Below are 19,487 nucleotides of genomic sequence, written 5' to 3' on the forward strand. Positions count from 1 at the left end.
CTATGCTTCGAGCGGCTGCAGGTGCTGCTCGAGCAGCGCGCGAAGATGGGCGTGCTGCTGCGGCAATTTCAGTGCTTCGCCGAGATGGGCCGTATCCTCGTCACGGTCGAAGCCGGGTTCATTGGTCGCGACCTCGAACAGCACGCCGCCCGGCGTGCGGAAATAGATCGCCCAGAAATAATCGCGGTCGATCACCGGCGTGACCTGATAGCCGGTGTCCATCAGCGCCTTGCGCACTTCGAGCTGCTTCTCGCGGTTTTCGACGGCAAAGGCGACATGGTGGACCGAGCCGGCGCCGGGAAGCGCGCGGGCAATGTTCGGCATCGTCTCGAGATCGATGCGATGCGCCCCATTGCCGGAGGGCATGATCAGCCGCTTGACGCCGTCCCTTTCCTCGGCAACTTCATAGCCCATGAACTTCAGCAGTTCGGCCGTGGCGCCCTCGTCCCTCAGCCGCATGGCGACGGAGTGGAAGCCGCGAATGGCATGGTCCTCGCTGATGCCGCCATGTGTCCAGGCCTGACGGGCGTCATCCTTGACCTCGACGAGCGCAAAGCCGTCGCCATCGGGCCCGGAGAAGTTCAGCCGCTTTTCGCCGAAACTTTCCTCGGCCTTCAGGCCGCCGACACCAAGCATGGCAAACCGATCGCTCCAGAAGCCGATCGAGCCCTGCGGAACGGAAAACACCGTCGTGCCGACTTCGCCGGTACCGGGACGGCCCTGCGCCATCTTCGGGAACGGGAAATAGGTCATGACCGTGCCGGGCGCACCGGTCTCGTCACCATAATAGAGGTGATAGACATCAGGCGCGTCGAAGTTCACCGTCTTCTTGACGCGGCGCAGGCCGAGCGCATTGGTGAAAAACTGGTTGTTGGTGCGGGCGTCCTCCGCCATCGACGTGACGTGGTGCAGACCCTTGATCTGATCGAGCATATGAAACCCCTTTCATGCCCGCCGTTGCGGGCTTTCGATGAGGCTAAGATGCGCGCTGAAGCGCCCACAGAACAGACCCGCAGACCAAAACGCATTGTCTTCTTTTGGTGAACGAACACCGACTCGCGTTCACATCTAAAGCATGTCGCGCAAAACCGTGCCGCGGTTTATACGATAACGACATGCGTAAAAACAAAGAGCTAAAGCGCGAGGAGCGAATCTGAACGATTGCGACGCGCTTTAAGCATCATGGGGATTGGCCGGCAATTGCCAGTCGATCGGCGCGCGCCCGCGCGATTGCAGGAAGGCATTCGCCTTCGAAAAATGCCCGCAGCCGAAAAAGCCGTTATGGGCCGAAAGCGGCGAGGGATGCGGCGCCCTGAGCACAAGATGGCGCGTCGTATCGACGAAGGCGGCCTTGCGCTGAGCATAGGAGCCCCAGAGCATGAAGACGACGGATTCGCATTCATCGTTGACCTTGCGGATGACGGCGTCCGTGAAGCGTTCCCACCCCTTGCCCTGATGGGCAGCCGCCTGCCCTTCCTCGACGGTCAGCACGCTGTTCAGCAGAAGCACGCCCTGTCTTGCCCAATGTTCGAGAAAACCGTGACGTGCCGGTGCTATGCCGAGATCCGTCTCCATTTCCTTGTAGATATTGACGAGGGAGGGCGGTATGCGCACGCCCGGCCGGACACTGAAGCACAGCCCATGGGCTTGCCCGAGTCCATGATAGGGATCCTGGCCGAGGATGACGGCCTTGACGTTGGAGATTGGCGTCAGATCAAGAGCGCGGAAATATTCGCTGCCCTTGGGGAATATCCGCTTGCCGACCTGCTTCTGCGCGATGAGGAAGGTTTTGAGCTGTTGCATGTAGGGGCTTGAAAACTCCCCCTCCAGCGCAGCCTTCCAGCTCTCCTCGAGACTGACGGATGTATCGCTCATCTAGGAAAATCCTTCGCATAGGACGAAACAACGGACACACGGTTCTAACAAAATCGATCTACGCTGCAATGCCTGCCGGCTCGGCGATAGGTTCACACCTTGAGAATTCGGTGAGCGAGGATTGCGAGAGGCTGTCCGAGGCACCGTCGTCCGTGTTTAACTATATGATAGCTTCGGTATTTACGCCGGCAGGCGGCCTGAGTAGAACCTTGATTGTGAAATCGGAGTCATGTCTTCCTATGAAATTCGGCACGAGCGGCCTTCGCGGACTTTCAGTGGATCTAAAGGGACATGCCTCCGCCCTTTATGCCACAGCGTTCGGCAAATATCTGCTCGGAACTGGTAGGGCCAAAGCTGGCGATGCCATTCTGATCGGCCGCGATTTTCGCGATTCTAGCCCTGAAATCTCAGGAAATTGCGCCGATGCACTCGCTGCGCTCGGCTTCCGGATATTCGACTGCGGCAATGTACCCACACCCGCACTCGCCCTCTATGGCCTTGAAAGAAACGCCGGCTGCCTGATGATCACGGGCTCGCATATTCCGGCCGACCGCAACGGCATCAAGTTCTATCGGCCGGATGGCGAGATCGACAAATCGGACGAGGCGGCGATTACCGCATTGGCTGCCGAGATCGAACGAAACGGCGAAACGGTGGTACAAGCACCGGCCGTGACGGAAGACCACGAGGCTGCTTGCCGGCAGCTCTTTTTCGAACGCAATGCCGCCCTGCTTCCGCAAGGCGCGCTGTCCGGCCTGAAGATCGGCGTCTACCAGCACAGCACCGTCGCCCGCGACCTGCTGGTTGACGTTCTCGCCCATTACGGCGCCGAGATCACCGCTCTCGGACGTTCGGAGAGCTTCATTCCCGTCGACACCGAAGCCGTTTCCGACGAGACGATCACGCTGATGAAGCGCTGGGTGTCCGAGCACAAGTTCGATGCAATCGTCTCGACTGATGGCGACGGCGACCGCCCGCTGGTCGCAGACGAAACCGGCACACCGCTGCGCGGTGACCTACTCGGCCTTGTGGCAGCCAATTTCCTCGGCGCCGGCACGGTGGTGACACCGGTTACCTCCAATTCTGGCATCGAGGCCGCGGGCTCTTTCGTCGTCAGGCGCACCCGCGTCGGCTCGCCCTTCGTCATCGCTGGCATGGAAGAGGCCGTAGCGGCCGGCGAAGATCATGTCATGGGCTTTGAAGCCAATGGCGGGCTGCTGACTGCAACCCCATTCGACATCAACGACAGAGCCGTGCGAGCTCTGCCGACGCGCGATTGTTTTATCCCGATGCTCGCGATCCTCTCGCTCGCTGCCATTCGCAGGCAGCCGCTTTCTGCCGTTGCCGCGTCCTATCACCTGCCCTTTGCCGCTGCCGATCGCCTGGAGAATTTTCCGCTGGAGACGAGTGCCGCGCTGATGGCGCATCTGCGCGCTTCGGAAGAAAATCTCTCGGCTTTCCTGCAGCCGATCGGCGAGGTAGCGACAAAATCCGACATCGACGGACTTCGCGTGACGCTAAGGGATGGCAGGATCATTCATTTCCGCCCGTCGGGCAATGCGCCGGAAATGCGCTGCTACACGGAGGCCGGCAGCGAAGCTGCAGCCCGGGACCTGCTGAATACCGGGCTCAATCGAATAAGAGACTGGGCAGGCGCCCGGCAACATGCGACGAACAAGCCGTTTATTTCAAGGAACCCGCCTATGACGCAGAAAATCATTCCCGTGATCATGGCCGGCGGCAAAGGCACGCGGCTCTGGCCGCTTTCCCGTGCCACCGCACCGAAACAATTCATCCAGTTTGTCGGCGACAAGACGTTGTTTCAGGAAACTCTCGAACGCGTTTCCGATCCCGAGCTCTATGAAGCCCCGATCGTCGTCACCAATGAGGAATTCCGCTTCCTGGTCGCCGAACAGGCTCGCGAGCGCGCCATCCCGCTCGCAGCGATCCTGCTCGAACCGGTCGCCCGCAACACAGCCGCAGCGGTGGCCGCGGCGGCAACGCTTGCCGCCGACCTGTTCGGCAAGCACACCATCATCCAGATGCTCGCCTCGGATCACGAGATCCTTGCCGACAAGAGCTATTTCGATTGCATCCGCATCGCCCGCGATGCCGCTGCCGACGGCAAGCTCGTAACCTTCGGCATCACCCCGACGGAGCCGGCGACGGGTTACGGCTATATCGAGATCGGCGATGCCCTCGAAAACGGTGCACACAAGGTCAAGCGGTTTGTCGAAAAGCCGGCACTTGAGAAGGCCGAGCAGATGCTCGCCGACGGCGGCTTCTACTGGAACTCAGGCATCTTCATGTTCCCGGTGCCGGAACTCATCGCCGAACTGCAGGAATATGCGCCCGATGTGCTGAAGGCGGCCAGCAAGGCCGTTTCGAAAGCAAGCCGCGACCTCGATTTCACCCGCCTCGACGCCGACCATTTCGCCAAGAGCCCCGATATCTCCATCGACTATGCGATCATGGAAAAAACGTCCAAGGCCGCAATCGTCCCCTCGCCGTTCAAATGGTCGGACATGGGTAGCTGGGATGCCGTCTGGAAATCAGGCGCACGCGACGAAAACGGCAACGTCGCCGCCGCCAACACCACCGTCGTCAATACCCGCAACTCGCTCGTCATGACCCATGGCGTGCATCTTGCCGTCCAGGGCATGGATGATGTCGCCGTCATCGCCAGCGAAGACGCTGTCTATGTCGGACCGCTCAAAGACAGCCAGAATGTCGGACAATTGGTCAAGATGCTGGCCTCTACGTCCGCCACGGCGAAATTCGCCGAAACCCATCCGACATCCTATCGCCCCTGGGGCGGCTATACCTCCATCTTCAACGGCGATCGTTTCCAGGTGAAGCGCATCTTCGTCACGCCGGGCAAGAAGCTGTCGCTGCAAAAACACCACCATCGCTCCGAACACTGGGTCGTCGTCAAGGGAACGGCTGAGGTGACGGTCGGCGAGAACGTGCGGATGCTGCGCGAGAACGAAAGCGTCTATATTCCGCTCGGCGAAGTCCACCGCCTCGCCAACCCCGGCAAGATTCTTCTCGAGCTCATCGAGGTTCAGACGGGCTCCTATCTCGGCGAGGACGACATCATCCGCATCGTCGATGAGTTTGGAAGAACATAAAATCGCAGCCGGAGCGATGGTCGGGCATTTTCCGGCGCAACCATCCTCACTGTTGAATTTCCTCTTGGGGTTCTCGTAGAATGGATGTACCGACAGACATGACCGGAGATATCCCCTTGATGCGTACCTTGCCCGTCCTCGCCGGATTTCTTGCAATCATGGTGCCGGGAATGGCGTTTGCCGAAACGGCAAGCATGCGAACCGCAAGCGAGTCGGAAATTCGCCAGCACCTGCCCGGTACGTCCGAATTGAAAGAAGGCAAGAACGGCTACGAATATCGCGACGGCAATAAGAATGGCTACAAGATAACCAATGGCCAAGTGTGCGTCCTGTTCCCGAGCAAGAAGACCGATTGCGTCAACGTGAAGACCGACGGCAAAACGTTTCAGATGATCGACAAAAAAGGCGGCCGAACCAGATTCTGATTTGTAGCCCCGGCAAGATTTCCTTGCCCAGGCAAAGTCATTTTGCCGGTGAAGTTTCGCCGTCTTTGTCGAGAACGAAGTCGGCGACCAGGCCCGAATGGTTCGAGCCGAGATTATCATTGAGACGTTTCAGCGATGTCAGATGAAGCGGCGTGCGCGCAAATATGTGGTCGATGGCGATCCCGAGCGCGCCGGCGCCGATCGGCCATGTTGCCGGTTCTGGCGTGATCGTTTTCAGCTTCTGCTCACGCAGGAAAGCTTGGATGCTCGGGGCGATCGCCGAGGAGTTGAAATCACCTGACAGCACCAGAGGGCCGTCGATCGAGCCGAGCGCTTTGCCGAGATCTTCCAATTCAGCCATCTGGAAATCGTCGAAATATGGTTTGGTCAGGTGCGCTGAAACCAGATTGATAGTCTCGCCGCCGAAGTCGACGCTTGCTATAACAAGCCTGTTTTTTCGCAGACTGCCCATACTTGCGACCTGCCGGCTGACGAACGGGCGTTTGGAGAGCACCAGCGTATCGCACGTATCCTTCCCGGCATCGCAACCGATATGGTAGGGATAGGCCTTGAACAATTGCTGCAGGTGGAACGTTAGCGGCTTGGCTTCGAGCAGATTGACGACATCGGCATTCGACGCGATCACCATGTCGGTGATTTCAGTCGAGTTTTTCCAATTGTCGATCGCGATGTTGAACGACATCAGACGAAAAAGCGGCGGCTTTTTCATCGCTCTGTCGTCCTGCGAGAACTCGCCCAGCATGATGACGCCGTGAACGACGAGAAAAAGCGAGGCAAGCAGAAGGATAAAGCCGTAAATCTGCCTTTTGATGCCCAGAACGACGAGACTGGCGGCGACGAACACGACGCCGAGGTGAACCTGAAAGCTGTAGACGAAGGACAGAAGCCAGAAGTTCGTCACATAGCGTAACGACACGATCGCGATGGCAACGGTCAGAAACGCGCAGAGAATCCAAAAAATTATATCTCTCATCGATCCTGACCTGCTTGCAGACGACTGGCCGGCCATAACATGCAAGCAATGATGTTGCAACGCAGCATAACAGCCGAGAGCCGCGGCCGATCGTCAGACGATATCGATAGTCTTTCCCTCATCCGGCAAGGCAGCGGCGGACAGGCCGCCGACAGTAGAGACAGCGCTGTGACCTTCTCTTTCAAAGACCTATCGACTCGACCTCTTTTTATCTTGTAAGTGGGGTCACTTGATACGGAATCGGCTCTTTGCCGCCGGCAGGGAGCCGAGAAAAGGTGGGAATGCGCTACTTCATTACAGGGACTGCCGGCTTTATCGGTTTTCATCTGGCCAGGCGCCTGCTGCAAGAAGGGCATGACGTCACAGGCTTCGATGGCCTCACTCCCTATTACAACGTCAAGCTCAAGGAGATGCGCCATGCGGCACTCTCCCAGTTTCCGACCTTCAAACCCGTCATCGCGATGCTCGAGGACCGCCCAGCCCTGGAAGCGGCCGTTCTGGAAGCCAGGCCCGACATTCTGATCCACCTCGCCGCACAGGCCGGCGTGCGCTACAGCCTGGAAAATCCAGAGGCCTATCTTCGTTCGAACGTCGAAGGCTCGTGGAACATCATGGAAATCGCGAGGCGCGTCGAAATCCGCCATCTGATGCTGGCCTCGACGTCATCGATCTATGGCGCCAATGCGACCGTCCCCTTTCGCGAGACCGATCGCGCCGACGAGCCGCTGACCATCTATGCTGCGACGAAGAAATCGATGGAGCTGATGGCGCATAGCTATGCCCATCTTCACAAGATTCCGACTACGGCATTTCGGTTCTTCACCGTGTATGGTCCATGGGGCCGGCCCGACATGGCGCTGTTCAAATTCACCAAGAACATGCTTGAAGGCCAGCCGATCGAGATCTACGGCGAAGGCAATATGAGCCGTGACTTCACCTATATCGATGATCTTATTGAAGCGATCGTCAGACTGTCGGCAATCGGCCCGAGTGAGGAAAACCGTCTCGACGACGTGGCTGTCGAAACGCTTTCGCGCCAGGCGCCCTTTCGCGTCGTCAATATTGGCGGAGGCCAGCCGGTCAGCCTGATGGATTTCGTCGAAACGGTAGAAAAGGCGCTCGGCCGTCCAGCCATCCGCAAGATGCTGGCGATGCAAAAGGGTGATGTGCCGCGTACCTTCGCCGCCCCCGATCTGCTCGTCGCGCTGACGGGCTACAAGCCGGATACGACCTTGGAGGTCGGCGTCAAGGCCTTCGTCGACTGGTATCTCGACGTGCGCGGTGGGCTCGACGCCTAGAGCATTTCCGTTTTTCTTCGAATCACGGAAATGCTCTATCTCTCTGTTTTCACGCAATTCTGGACGCAAAACCGCTGCGCACTTTTGCTGAAATTGCTCTAGATGCGGACGATCGTAGGTCGGATCGGCCTAAGTTCTGGCTAAGTGTCAGCGAAGAAACGCAACTGCCTGCACGGCCTCGACCGCCGTCGAAAACACGTAACCGACGACAACGGTGAGGCTCTGCGAATAGGTCTTGAGCCGGGAGCCCTCGCCCTCGACGGTCGCGGGGCTGCGCAGGACGAAAGGAACGCCCGGGCGCACGAAACCGGCGCGTGTCGTCAACGGAACTTCCGGTGAATGGCCGATGGCGGAGGTGTACATCAGGTCGCGGGCAAGGCTGGCTGGACCGATGGCGAAGGCCGGCTCGGCAGCGGCGGCGATGGTCAGAGTCAAGGCGATGGCGGCAAGCGTTCTGTGCATGTCGAAGTCCCCGTTTGCGGATCGGCGGGCTTTCGGTTTGCCCGGCTCCAAACGATCGATGCGTCTGTCCACACCTCGGTCGCTTTCATGAGGTCACTCTACACATCAGTATTTTCAGGGCTTTTAAGCGGATCGGTCAAATTTTACGAAATTTGACTTTCTGTCCGGAAGGGCTCGGGACGCACAAGGAAATATCTCTGCTGGCCTGCAGGCCAACAACGCAACATCAGAAAACGTGTTGATGACCTGGACGCGCTGCATCGCAGTCTACAGAATGCGATCCAGCTTCTTGTTGAGGTGCAGGTTCGGCATCAATCCTGCGCTTTGCGCGGCATGATAGGATTCTCGCGCCGCATCGAACGAGATCGACCACATGATGGCGCTGAGCAGCAGCGCGATGATATAAATTTGAATACGCATCGAACCGGCGATACGGAAAGAGCAAGGCAGTTTTGTGTCAAAACATAGCCACAGGAATCACAAAAAAGTGGCACTTCTTTTGTTTCGCAGTCGGCAGGCAGCAGACATATTAGTGTCGTGAAAATTAGCGATATTGTATCGCTACCTGTTAGCAGCCGACCCCGAGGCTTGGTTCCTCTTCCCACCCCGAGAACCCTGAGAGGTCCGTTCTCCACGGGCCTCTTTGCCTTCTTTCCGGAACAGCTGAGATCGCCAGATCCGATAGACGCTGAACCGCGCATCTCGATCCCAATCAGGCACGCGTCCCGCCATGAGCGATGTCACGTTACTTTAGTATCGTTAGCCTATATGTGTTGAAATGGACGCAACCGACGATAGAGTTGGTTCACTCGAGATCTGGGGTGCGCATGCCTGCAGAGCCAATTGCCCCGGCAACGGGTGGCATGGCAGGCGCATGCGATCTTCATCGTCATGGCGGATGCAATCGTGGTCTGAGCAAACAACGGGCGGGAGGCAGGCATGGGAAGGATTACCAAGGCAGGCGCATGGTGCAACGGCGAGGTCGCCTACCTCGCCTGGATGGCTGACGGCCCGATTGCCGATTGCCTCGGCTTCATGATCACCCGCGTACACGAGACCGGGCCGGAGGCCGGCGCCCGGCGCATCCTGCCGACCTGGATCGCTTTTACCGACCAGTCGAATCCAGACTGGCTGGAGCAGGACAGTTCGGTCTGGCCGATCCAGCAATATCAATGGCGCGACCTGACGCTGCGCCGCTCCCGCGACGAGGCGACCGTTCGGCCGATCGATTTCAGGATTCACTATGAAATTACGCCGGTCGGCCTTGCGGGCCCCGGCCGGAAACCGGTTCCTGCCTCCGATACCGCCCCCTATCGCGACGAAAACGGCAAGCCGCGTTATGTCGGGCCGCCACGGCCGCTCTTTTTTCTGGACGAACCCTGCAAGACCGAGAGCATCGACGTCACCCATGATTTCCCGGGCGGCGGCGCTATCAAGGCGACCTATACCAACGGCATCCTTTCGACGCAGAACCTGCTGCGCCAGCTGGAAAAGGTCCAGGGCGTCAAGCCGGAGAATATTGCCCCCGGCCCGGCGATGCGCATTACCGAAGGCCTGCTGAAGACGCTGAAGGCGCACATCCCGAAGAAGGGCGATCCGATCCGCCTGTTCCTGACCGCCGATGTGCTGAGCTTCCTGACGATGCTGATCGACCGCGCCGAGACGGGCAACGGCGAGCTCTATCTCGCGCTCTACGAGCTGCACGATCCCGAACTGATCGAGCGGCTGACGGCACTGGTCAAGGCCGGCAAGGCGCATGTGATCCTTTCCACCTCGGGCTCGACCGATCTCAACAAGAAGGGCGACCCGCTGCCGAGGAAACCGGTCGTCTGGGATACCGGCAACCATGATGCGCGCATCGGCCTCCATGCCGCCGCCCCCGCGGCGGAGCGCATGCAGGATCGCCTCTTCAACAACAACAGCCATATCGGCCACAACAAGTTCGCCGTCTATGTCGAGGGTGGCGTCGCGCGAGCCGTGATGACCGGCAGCACCAACTGGACCGAAACCGGCCTCTGCACCCAGTCGAACAACGTCATCCTGATCGAGGACAAGAATGTCGCCGCCCGTTTCCTCGCCTATTGGAAGCTTCTGCGGGACGATCCGCAACCTGTGGGCGTTCCGCTGACCGTTTCCAACCATGGTGAGACCGCCGAGGGCTTTGCCCCGAGCAAGGGCGTGCAGGGCCCCGCCCTGCGCTTGGCGAATGCCGCGCCGACCGGGCCGGTGACGCTGAAGGACGGAAAGACCACCGTCGAAATCCTGTTTTCACCCAACACCAAGGCGCCGAGCAAGAACAAGACTTCACCGACACCCGTCGATCTCAGCCGCGTCTATTCGCTGATGGAGCATGCCGACAGCGCCATCCTGTTCCTCACCTTCTTTCCCGGTGTGCGCGGCGAACAGAACGTCATCGGCCAGGCAGCGGAGCTTGCCGTCAAGCGACCGGACCTGCTCGTCCAGGGCGCGATCAGCAATCCGGCAGCACTGCCGCCGGCAAAACCCGGTGAACCCACAACCTATGTCCATCAGCCGGGTGGCGAGGTCAGGGACCTGCCGCAGCGGGCGATCTGGTGGCCGGACGGCGATACCGGCCGTGTCGTCATGGTGCGCGCAGCGGCCATCTCCGCCCAGTTCGGCGATCTTCGTCCCGAATTGCTGAGCGCCGGCCACGCGATCATCCACGACAAGATCGTCGTCATCGACCCGCTCCATCCTGACAATTGCACTGTCATCACCGGCAGCCACAACTTGGGTTACAAGGCCTCCTACCAGAACGACGAGAACCTGCTGATCGTCCGCGGCAACCAGTCGCTTGCCGTCGCCTATGCGATCCACATTCTCGACGTCTATGACCACTATGTCCTGCGCGCCAAGCTGCAGGAGGAATTGCGCCAGTCGTTGATTGCCACGGGCCGGCCGCCCAAGGCGGAATCGGGTGGCTTCCTCAACGCCAAGGCAAGCTGGCAGGGGCGTTGGTTTGCCCCCGCCAAGGCTCCGTCGAGCCGGAATTACTTCCTAGGCCTCTAATCGCCACCCAAGCATTGCGTCCATCGAATTGAAGACATCCGGATAGCGGATGCCTTCTTCTGGTTCTTGCCTTCGCATCAGCGAAGGCAAGAGTGATAGCGCCGCCTAGAAATATATCAATCGATTGACTTATTTCCCTGCCAATGCTATAAAATTGTCATGACCCAAGAACACGACAACCAGCCACCGGCCTCCGCCCGTGCAGAAATAGCACGCCAGAAGATGCTGTCCGCTGCCCTCGACGTCTTCGGCCGCTATGGCTTCGACGGCGCCTCGACGCGCCAGCTCACGGAAGCGGCCGGCGTCAACCTGCAGGCCATCCCCTATTACTTCGGCAGCAAGGAAGGCCTCTACATCGCCACGGCCGAATATCTGATGATGCGGATCAATACGCATGTCGGTGACATGAGGGCGCGCGTCGGCGCGCATCTGTTGGCGCTCGATGCTGCGGGCAAACCGCTTGGTGAAGCTGAGGCCCGCCATTTCCTGACCGAGATTTTGCAGACCATGGTGACGCTGTTCGTCGGCAGGGAATCCGAATCCTGGGCGCGCTTCCTGATCCGCGAGCAGATGGAACCGACGGAAGCCTTCACACGGGTCTATCAGGGCCTCATGCGGCCGATGATTGAGATGGGCCGGCGGCTGATCGGCGCCATCCTTCATGAGGATCCCGCCTCGGAACATGTGCGCCTGCGCACCTTCACCCTTCTCGGCAGCATCCTCGTCTTTCGCGTTGCCCATGCAGCCGTGCTCGCCCAGATGGAGTGGGATGGCGTCGGCCCCGAACAGGTGGAAACCGTGCGCGGCCTGGCCGCAGAGCTGGTCGATGCCATCGGCCCGCTGAATGGAAGTGCAGCATGAAACGCATCCTTCCCATCGCCATCGTTCTTCTCGTTGCGGCAGGGGCCGCCGCCTGGTGGTACGCCCTGCCCCAAAAGCTCGGCTGGTTGCCAGAGGCCAGCCGCGAATTCGTCCTTTACGGCAATGTCGATATCCGTCAGGTCTCGCTCGGCTTCCGTGTCAGCGGCCGCCTCGCCGAACTCCACGCCGACGAAGGCGACGTCATCAAGAGCGGAGACGTTCTCGCAAAGCTCGATGCAGCTCCTTATGAATTCGCGGTCCGCTCGGGCGAGGCGAATGCCGCAGCCCTTCAGGCGACGCTCGACAAGCTGAAGGCCGGTCCGCGGCCGACCGAGATCGCCCAAGCGCGCGCCGCCTATGACGAAAGTCTCGCCGATCTCCGCAATGCCAACCTCGCCTATGACCGCGCCCGCCAGTTGCGCCCGCAGGGCACGATCTCCGAGGCGAGCCTCGACCAGGCGACTGCCGCAAGGGCGATGGCCGCCGCACGCTCCGATTCCGCCAACGAAGCACTGAAACTGCTGCTGGAAGGCTCCCGTGTTGAGGATATCGCCGCCGCCGACGCCCAGTTGAAGGCGGCTCAGGCAACACTCGCCTCCGCCCGCACTTCGCTCGATGATACCGAGCTGCGCGCCCCGAACGACGGCGTCATCCTCTCGCGCGTGCGGGAAAATGGCGCGATCGTCTCGCCGGCGGACACGGTCTTCGTGTTGTCTCTGACCGAACCTGTCTGGGTGCGCAGCTATGTCGCCGAGCCTGATCTCGGCCGCATCCATCCCGGCATGAAGGTTTCTGTCGCCTCCGATACGTCACCTGACAAGCCCTATGAAGGCACGATCGGCTTCATCTCGCCGGTCGCCGAGTTCACCCCGAAATCGGTGGAGACGCCGGAGCTCCGGACCGACCTCGTCTATCGCCTGAGGATCGTCATCGACAAGCCCGGCCCAGATCTGCGCCAAGGCATGCCGGTCACCGTGCGCTTTCCCACGCCGACTGCGGGCGGACAATGAGCGCCGCCGAGACCGGCCGGGACGACAAGCCGCTCGTCCGGATCGACGGCGTCACCAAGCGCTTCGGCACCGCGCCGGCCGCCCTTGACGCCGTCTCCGGCGCGATCGGCGGCGGCGCAATCACCGGCCTCGTCGGCCCTGATGGCGCCGGCAAGACAACGCTGATCCGCCTGATGACCGGTCTGATGTTGCCCGACGTGGGAACGATGGAGGTTCTCGGCTTCGATACGCGCAAAAACGCTGCCGGCATCCAGGCGGCGATCGGCTACATGCCGCAGCGCTTCGGTCTCTATGAGGACCTCTCGGTGCAGGAAAACCTCGATCTCTATGCCGATCTGCGCGGCCTGCCGAAGAGCGAACGAGCAGGCGCCTTCGACGAATTGCTCACCTTCACCGACCTCAAACGCTTCACCGGCCGGCTGGCCGGAAAACTCTCCGGCGGCATGAAGCAGAAGCTCGGCCTTGCCTGCGCGCTTCTGAAGAAGCCGCGCCTGCTGCTGCTCGACGAGCCGGGCGTCGGCGTCGATCCGATCTCGCGCCGCGACCTTTGGAAGATGGTCGAGAACCTGACGAAGGAAGGCATCGGCGTGCTCTGGTCAACCGCTTATCTGGATGAGGCGGAAGCCTGCGATCACGTGCTGCTTTTGAACCAGGGCAAGCTGCTCTTTTCGGGAAAACCGATGGAAATGACCGAGCGCGTCAAGGACCGGGTCTTCAGGGTATCCGATGTCAGCGGCCGCCGCCGGCAGGTGCTCGCCGAACTCCTGCAGGCCGATGGCGTCATCGACGGCGTGATCCAGGGCGAGGCGATCCGCATCGTCGCGGCGAAGGGCAAGAAGCCCGATATCGGCAAGGCGGGCGATGGCGCAACGCTCGCCCCTGCCCCGCCGCGCTTCGAGGATGCCTTCATCGACATGCTGGGCGGCGGTCCCGGCGGCCGCTCGCGGCTGGCAGAGGCGCAGGAGCCAGTGAAGGATGATGGCGATCGGCCGGTGATCGAGGCCAAGGGACTGACCAAGCGCTTCGGTGATTTCACCGCTGCCGATGACATCAGCTTCGATATCCGCCGTGGCGAGATCTTCGGCCTGCTCGGTCCGAACGGCGCCGGCAAGTCCACCACCTTCAAGATGCTCTGTGGCCTACTGAAGCCGACCGGCGGCGAAGGCCGTGTTGCTGGTTTCGATCTTCGCCGCGATGCCGCAGAAGCCCGCAACCAGCTCGGCTACATGGCGCAGAAGTTCTCGCTCTACGGTGATCTCACAGTCATGCAGAACCTCGAATTCTTCTCTGGTGTCTATGGGCTTCGCGGAAAACACCGGCGCGAGCGCATCGATCTCATGGCCGGCATCTTCGATTTCGGCCGCCATATCGGCCAACCGGCCAAGGACCTACCACTCGGCCTGAAGCAGCGGTTGGCGCTAGCCTGCGCCGTCATGCACGAGCCGCGCGCCCTCTTCCTCGACGAACCGACTTCCGGAGTCGATCCGATTACCCGGCGCGAATTCTGGACGCATATCAATGCGCTGGTCGAAAAGGGCGTCACCGTGCTCGTCACCACCCATTTCATGGACGAGGCGGAATATTGCGACCGCATCTCGCTGATCTACCGCGGCCGCTCGATTGCGCTCGGCTCGCCCGATGAATTGAAGGCCCGGATCGCGACCAAGGAGCAGCCGGACCCGACGATGGAGGATGCCTTCATCGCCCTCGTCCAGCAATCGGAAGCGGAGGATGTCGCATGAGCGCCTCTTCCGGCAGGCTTCGGCGTCTTTCAGCTCTGGTGCGCAAGGAAAGCTTGCAGGCGATCCGCGATCCGAGCAGCATCCTCATCGCCTTCGTGCTGCCGCTGATCCTGCTCTTTCTCTTCGGCTACGGCGTCTCGCTCGATACCACCCGCACGCGCATCGGCCTCGTGACCGAGGATATGACGCCGCTGACGCAGGATCTGTCGGCCAGTTTCCAGGCCTCACGCTATTTTGATGTCGCCATGGGACGCGACCGGCGTCTGTTCGAGGAAGACCTCGTGCTCGGCAAGGTGCGCGGCATCGTCGTCATTCCGGCCGACTTCACCACGCGCTACACCGCCGGCAATCGCCCCGATATCCAGGTGATCGTCGACGGCTCCGATCCGAACACGGCGAATTTCGTGCAGAATTATGCCCAAGGCGCCGTCGCCAACTGGGAGCGGCAGAGGCAGGCGGACGTCGCCGTGCAGAGTCCTGCCATCTCGGTCGAGCAACGCTTCTGGTTCAATCCCGAACTGACCAGCCGCAATTTCCTCGTGCCGGGCTCGATCGCCATCGTCATGACGCTGGTCGGCACGCTCCTGACCTCGCTCGTCGTCGCTCGCGAATGGGAGCGCGGCACAATGGAGGCGATGATGGCGACGCCGGTGATGGCGGTCGAGCTGCTCGCAGGCAAGATCCTGCCCTATTTCCTGCTCGGCCTCACCTCGATGACGCTCTGCGTGCTGCTTGCGGTCTTCCTCTTCGGCGTGCCGTTCCGCGGCTCTGTCGCTGCGCTTTACGCATTGTCGGCCGCCTTCCTGATCCCGGCGCTCGGCCAGGGCCTGTTGATCTCGACGGCAACGAAGAACCAGTTCCTCGCCTCGCAACTGGCGCTGATAACCGCCTTTCTACCGGCCTTCCTGCTGTCTGGCTTCCTTTTCGAGATCAATTCCATGCCGACCGTGATCCAGTGGATCACCTTCATCGTGCCGGCGCGTTACCTGATCCCCAGCCTGCAGACGGTGTTCCTCGCCGGCGACATCTGGCCGATGTTCCTGCGGGCGATATCGGTCATGCTGACGATCGGCGCCATCATGTTCATGCTTGCCGCCCGCAGCACCAGAAAAAGGATCGGCTGAGATGTGGACAAGGCTTTACGCCCTGATCGTCAAGGAATTGCTTGCCGTCCTGCGCGACCCCAAGGGCCGCGCCATCCTGATCGGCCCGCCGATCGTCCAGCTTCTCGTTTTCTCCTATGCGGCGACGCTCGAGGTCCGCAATGTCGACGTCCTGATCCTCAACCGCGACAGCGGCCACTGGGGCCAGGAACTGATCGAGCGCATCGATGGCTCGCCGACTTTCCGGAAGATCGAGATCGCCTCCAGCCAAGCGGAGGTCCGGGTGGCGATCGACAACCAGACGGCCATTGCCGCCGTCGAGATCGGCCCTGACTTTTCGCGCAATATCGAGGCGGGAGCGCCGGCCGACCTGCAGATGGTGCTTGATGGTCGCCGCTCCAACGCCTCGCAGATCGTCGCGGGCTATCTCTCGCAGATCGGTGCAGCGCTCGCTGCCGAGACCCCGGCCGGCAAACGCGCCGGCGCCGATATCGTGTCGACCGTGCCGCGCAACTGGTTCAACCCGAACCTCACCTACCAATGGTTCATGGTGCCGAACCTGATCGCCAGCATCGCGCTGCTGATCGGCCTGATCGTCACCGCGCTGTCGATCGCCCGCGAGCGCGAGCTCGGCACCTTCGACCAGCTGATGGTCTCGCCGCTGCGCATCCACGAGATCCTGATCGGCAAGCTGATCCCGCCGATGATGATCGGCCTCTTCCACATCACCGTCTATATCCTGGCCGCCGTCTTCCTCTTCGAAGTGCCGCTGCGCGGCTCGCTCTTCCTGCTTTACGGCAGCGCGATCTTCTATCTCGGCTCGGTCGCCGGCCTCGGTCTCTTCATCTCGGCGCTGTCGATGACGCAGCAGCAGGCGATCCTCGGCGCCTTCCTTTTCATGGTTCCGGCCATGCTGCTCTCAGGCTTTGCGACGCCGATCGAGAACATGCCGGGGTGGTTGCAGCCGGTGACCCTGATCAATCCGCTGCGCTATTTCCTGGTGATCGTCAAAGGCGTCTTCCTCAAGGATATTCCGCTGAGCGAGGTGGTGAACCAGACGATCCCGCTGGCGCTGATCGCCACCGTTACGCTCAGCGCCGCCGCCTGGCTCTTCCGCCGGCGGCTGGAATAAAGCCTCCCAACCCGGCTTCAGCCGCCTCACATAATGTGAACCGGCCTTCCAAAGCGTGACTCTCTCCTGCTGGAACCTCGGATTGGCGTGGTCGTTACCCAAACGCAACCCCAGCAAAGGAGAAGCAAAATGTACAAGGTCCTACTTGTCTCCAGCGCCCTTGCGCTGTCATCACTTGCAACCAATGCGCTCGCTGATGGAGCCGTGACCGGTGCAGCCGGTGGTGCCATCACCGGCGCAATCGTCGGCGGCCCCGTGGGTGCTGCCATTGGCGGTGTGGCAGGCGGTGTCGCCGGTGCCGTTGTCGATCCGCCGCCGCGCGAGGTCGTTACCTATGTCCAGCAGCAGCCGGCCCCGACCGCCTCCGTGGTGGTCCAGGAACCGATCGTCGTCGGCAAGCCGCTTCCGGCAGACGTCGTCGTGACGCCGGTGCCTGACAATCCGAAATATGCCTATACGGTCATCAACAATCAACGCGTGATTGTCGAACCCCGCAGCCACCGTGTGGTGCAGGTCATAGAATAATCAGGCAACCGAAGCCGCCTGTTGCGGCTCGGCAACTTCCGGCCCCGCTTCGGCGGGGCTTTTTTTCGTGCGCTCGCGCCACCTGCCGATCAGCGAGAACAGAACGACAAGGTGCAGTGGCAACTTGGAGCCTTTCCTAGGAAAGGCTCCAAACCCCTGTGGCAGCGCCTCTATCGGAATTCGGTCGCCGTAAAGCTTGCCCTGTTTGAGCGATAGAATATGCATGCTGGAAAGCATGAGCCGATCCTCCATCCTGATTGATGGGATCAGCGTGGCCGAAGCGACGGGGCTGGGTCTTTAAAGTCCGACTAAAAGCTGCAAAAACTTGCAAAAGCCTATGGCCGCGGCCGCATCCCGGCGCGCGCCAGCCCTTCCAGAACCGGCGCAAAACGCTGCGGATCCTTGGCCGGCTGACCCGCCAGAATACCTTCCAGCGTCACATCAGGTGCCATCGCCTCGAGCGCATGGAGGAACTGGCGCGCCTGCTCCATATTGCCGAGATGCGCATGTGCGGCGATCAGCATCCAGTAGGTCGGGTCGAAATGGGCATTGAGCGCCAGCGAACGAGAGGCGTATGAAATTGCCGCCTCGTAATTGCCGCGAAAGATTTCGGCCATGGCGATGCCCGTCAGCGAAAAACGCGCATCCGGATCGCGGGGTCCCAATTTCACGGCGCGATGCAGTCGCTCGAGCGCATGTTCGATATCGCCGCAGTGCAAGGCCGCAATTCCGGAGCATGCCGCGACCAGAAGATCATTGGGATTGGCGGCAGCGGCGGCCTCCAGCACGGCCATGCCGCCTTCATAATCCTTGCCCGTCTGCAGCAATGCCATGCCGCAATGGGCCATCACGCGGGGATCGCCGGCCGAATGCTGAAGCCCGCGACGGGCAAGGCTGATGCATTCCGCCTTGTCGTCCGTCCCGAGCCGCGGCCAACCCATGGTAATGCGATGTTCGAGCGCCCATGCGGCATGGGAAAGCAGCATCGCATTTTCCGGCTCCATGGCGAGCGCTTCCTGCAGCAAGGCATAGGCGGCGGCATTACTTTCGATCGATTCGTCGATGATCGCGGCAAGCGCACGCAGATAGAGATCGTAAACTGCCGGACTGTTCGGCCGGTCACGGCGTGACCTCTGGATTTCGGCGATCTCGATCGCCGGCTCAACGATCGAGGCGACGCGTTCGGTGATATGGTCCTGGAAGGCGAAGATGTGGCTGATGCCGTCTTCAAAATGATCGGCCCAGAGATTGGTAGCGGTCACGCCGTCGACCAGCTGCACATTGATACGCACCTGCCCGCCTTCCCGCCGGATGCTGCCTTCGAGCACGTAGCGTACTCCGAGCTCCGCCGCCACCTGTCGCACATCGATGCTGCGTCCCTTGTAAATAAAGGCGGAATGGCGCGAGACGACCGAAAAGGAGCGGAAGCGCGCAAGGGCGGTGATGATCTCCGTCACCACGCCATCGGCAAAATAATCCTGGTCAGCATCGCCGCCGAGATTGACGAAGGGAAGAACCGCGACGGAGGGCGGCTGCGGCGCCACGGGCGCCATCCCGGCATCGTCCTGGCGCGGCAGGCGATAACCGACCCTGGGAACCGTGACGATCCACTCCGTGCCATCGGGTCTTGCGCCGAGAATCTTCCTGAGCGTGGCAATCTGAACCGTGAGGTTGCCCTCCTCCACGGCAAGCCCCGGCCAGGCCCGGTCCATAAGATCCGCCTTGGTGACGACGCGGCCCTCAGCCTCCAGCAGCAAACCGAGCAGAGCTGCCGGCCGTGGTCCCGTCGCAACGGATTTCCCTTCCCGCCACAGGCTTCCTGTCACGGGATCGTAAAGGAACGGACCAAAGGAAAGCGTCGAGCTGCCCATGAGCAGAAGCATAGCGTCAAAATCTCGC

General features: G+C 60.9%; 17 protein-coding genes and 1 pseudogene. 11 read left to right on the plus strand and 7 right to left on the minus strand.

Translation table 11 applies throughout. The annotated features are described in order from the left end of the window. A complete protein-coding gene (locus U5G49_RS16685; protein ID WP_166480927.1) occupies positions 1-933 on the minus strand; it encodes a VOC family protein in 933 nt (310 codons plus the stop codon). Positions 934-1,173: 240 nt separating this feature from the next. Continuing rightward, entirely contained in the window at positions 1,174-1,875 is a 702-nt protein-coding gene (ung, locus tag U5G49_RS16690) for a uracil-DNA glycosylase (RefSeq protein WP_193445038.1), read from the minus strand. A 239-nt stretch (positions 1,876-2,114) separates the two neighbouring features. Here ung and U5G49_RS16695 point away from each other — a divergent pair. The 3 genes and pseudogenes from U5G49_RS16695 to U5G49_RS16705 form a co-directional block, all read left to right on the plus strand. Next, positions 2,115-3,536 (plus strand): annotated as a pseudogene (locus tag U5G49_RS16695) (phosphomannomutase); the annotation flags it as partial. A 42-nt stretch (positions 3,537-3,578) separates the two neighbouring features. After that, complete coding sequence (locus tag U5G49_RS16700) at positions 3,579-5,006, plus strand: mannose-1-phosphate guanylyltransferase/mannose-6-phosphate isomerase (RefSeq protein ID WP_193445060.1); 1,428 nt, start codon at positions 3,579-3,581, stop codon at positions 5,004-5,006. Positions 5,007-5,125: 119 nt separating this feature from the next. Then, positions 5,126-5,431 carry a hypothetical protein gene (locus U5G49_RS16705; RefSeq protein ID WP_026188498.1) on the plus strand — a complete coding sequence of 102 codons (306 nt, stop codon included), beginning with the start codon at positions 5,126-5,128 and terminating at the stop codon, positions 5,429-5,431. A gap of 37 nt (positions 5,432-5,468) precedes the next feature. Here U5G49_RS16705 and U5G49_RS16710 read toward each other — a convergent pair whose 3' ends face one another. After that, on the minus strand, positions 5,469-6,425 hold the full coding sequence (locus U5G49_RS16710; RefSeq protein WP_193445037.1) for an endonuclease/exonuclease/phosphatase family protein: 957 nt from the start codon (positions 6,423-6,425) through the stop codon (positions 5,469-5,471). Positions 6,426-6,706: 281 nt separating this feature from the next. Here U5G49_RS16710 and U5G49_RS16715 point away from each other — a divergent pair, with 281 nt between their 5' ends. After that, entirely contained in the window at positions 6,707-7,723 is a 1,017-nt protein-coding gene (locus U5G49_RS16715; protein WP_193445036.1) for an NAD-dependent epimerase/dehydratase family protein, read from the plus strand. Between the two features lie 147 nt (positions 7,724-7,870). Here U5G49_RS16715 and U5G49_RS16720 read toward each other — a convergent pair whose 3' ends face one another. Both U5G49_RS16720 and U5G49_RS16725 read right to left on the minus strand, forming a co-directional pair. Then, positions 7,871-8,185: a hypothetical protein gene (locus tag U5G49_RS16720; protein WP_028733309.1), complete on the minus strand. Its 315-nt coding sequence runs from the start codon at positions 8,183-8,185 to the stop codon at positions 7,871-7,873. A gap of 267 nt (positions 8,186-8,452) precedes the next feature. Further along, positions 8,453-8,605 (minus strand): hypothetical protein, encoded by a 153-nt coding sequence (locus tag U5G49_RS16725; RefSeq protein ID WP_018243232.1) that lies wholly within the window; start codon positions 8,603-8,605, stop codon positions 8,453-8,455. 519 nt (positions 8,606-9,124) lie between these two features. On the opposite strand from U5G49_RS16725, the gene U5G49_RS16730 reads away from it, so the two are divergent. The 7 genes from U5G49_RS16730 (at position 9,125) to U5G49_RS16760 (ending at position 17,588) form a co-directional block, all read left to right on the plus strand. Continuing rightward, positions 9,125-11,215 carry a phospholipase D-like domain-containing protein gene (locus tag U5G49_RS16730; protein WP_193445035.1) on the plus strand — a complete coding sequence of 697 codons (2,091 nt, stop codon included), beginning with the start codon at positions 9,125-9,127 and terminating at the stop codon, positions 11,213-11,215. 159 nt (positions 11,216-11,374) lie between these two features. After that, positions 11,375-12,076 (plus strand): CerR family C-terminal domain-containing protein, encoded by a 702-nt coding sequence (locus U5G49_RS16735; protein WP_018243234.1) that lies wholly within the window; start codon positions 11,375-11,377, stop codon positions 12,074-12,076. After that, positions 12,073-13,086, plus strand: a complete 1,014-nt coding sequence (gene hlyD / locus U5G49_RS16740) for a secretion protein HlyD (protein ID WP_130652913.1) — start codon at positions 12,073-12,075, stop codon at positions 13,084-13,086. The genes U5G49_RS16735 and hlyD overlap by 4 nt, the downstream gene beginning before the upstream one ends. Then, the gene (locus U5G49_RS16745) at positions 13,083-14,828 is read left to right on the plus strand and encodes an ATP-binding cassette domain-containing protein (RefSeq protein ID WP_193445034.1); all 1,746 of its coding nucleotides are present in this window, start codon (positions 13,083-13,085) and stop codon (positions 14,826-14,828) included. The genes hlyD and U5G49_RS16745 overlap by 4 nt, the downstream gene beginning before the upstream one ends. After that, positions 14,825-15,952, plus strand: a complete 1,128-nt coding sequence (locus tag U5G49_RS16750) for an ABC transporter permease (RefSeq protein WP_193445033.1) — start codon at positions 14,825-14,827, stop codon at positions 15,950-15,952. The genes U5G49_RS16745 and U5G49_RS16750 overlap by 4 nt, the downstream gene beginning before the upstream one ends. Before the next feature lies 1 nt (position 15,953). Further along, positions 15,954-17,063: an ABC transporter permease gene (locus U5G49_RS16755; RefSeq protein WP_018243238.1), complete on the plus strand. Its 1,110-nt coding sequence runs from the start codon at positions 15,954-15,956 to the stop codon at positions 17,061-17,063. Positions 17,064-17,192: 129 nt separating this feature from the next. Beyond that, positions 17,193-17,588 carry a DUF1236 domain-containing protein gene (locus U5G49_RS16760; RefSeq protein ID WP_018243239.1) on the plus strand — a complete coding sequence of 132 codons (396 nt, stop codon included), beginning with the start codon at positions 17,193-17,195 and terminating at the stop codon, positions 17,586-17,588. Here the strand turns inward: U5G49_RS16760 and U5G49_RS16765 are convergent, their stop codons facing one another. Together U5G49_RS16765 and U5G49_RS16770 are read right to left on the minus strand one after the other, a co-directional pair. Continuing rightward, positions 17,589-17,825: a hypothetical protein gene (locus U5G49_RS16765; protein ID WP_193445032.1), complete on the minus strand. Its 237-nt coding sequence runs from the start codon at positions 17,823-17,825 to the stop codon at positions 17,589-17,591. Positions 17,826-17,923: 98 nt separating this feature from the next. Beyond that, positions 17,924-19,459: a winged helix-turn-helix domain-containing tetratricopeptide repeat protein gene (locus U5G49_RS16770; protein WP_193445059.1), complete on the minus strand. Its 1,536-nt coding sequence runs from the start codon at positions 19,457-19,459 to the stop codon at positions 17,924-17,926. Positions 19,460-19,487 lie beyond the last annotated feature (28 nt).

Origin of the sequence: Rhizobium indigoferae, from assembly GCF_034554815.1 — a bacterium.
Lineage (GTDB): Bacteria > Pseudomonadota > Alphaproteobacteria > Rhizobiales > Rhizobiaceae > Rhizobium > Rhizobium leguminosarum.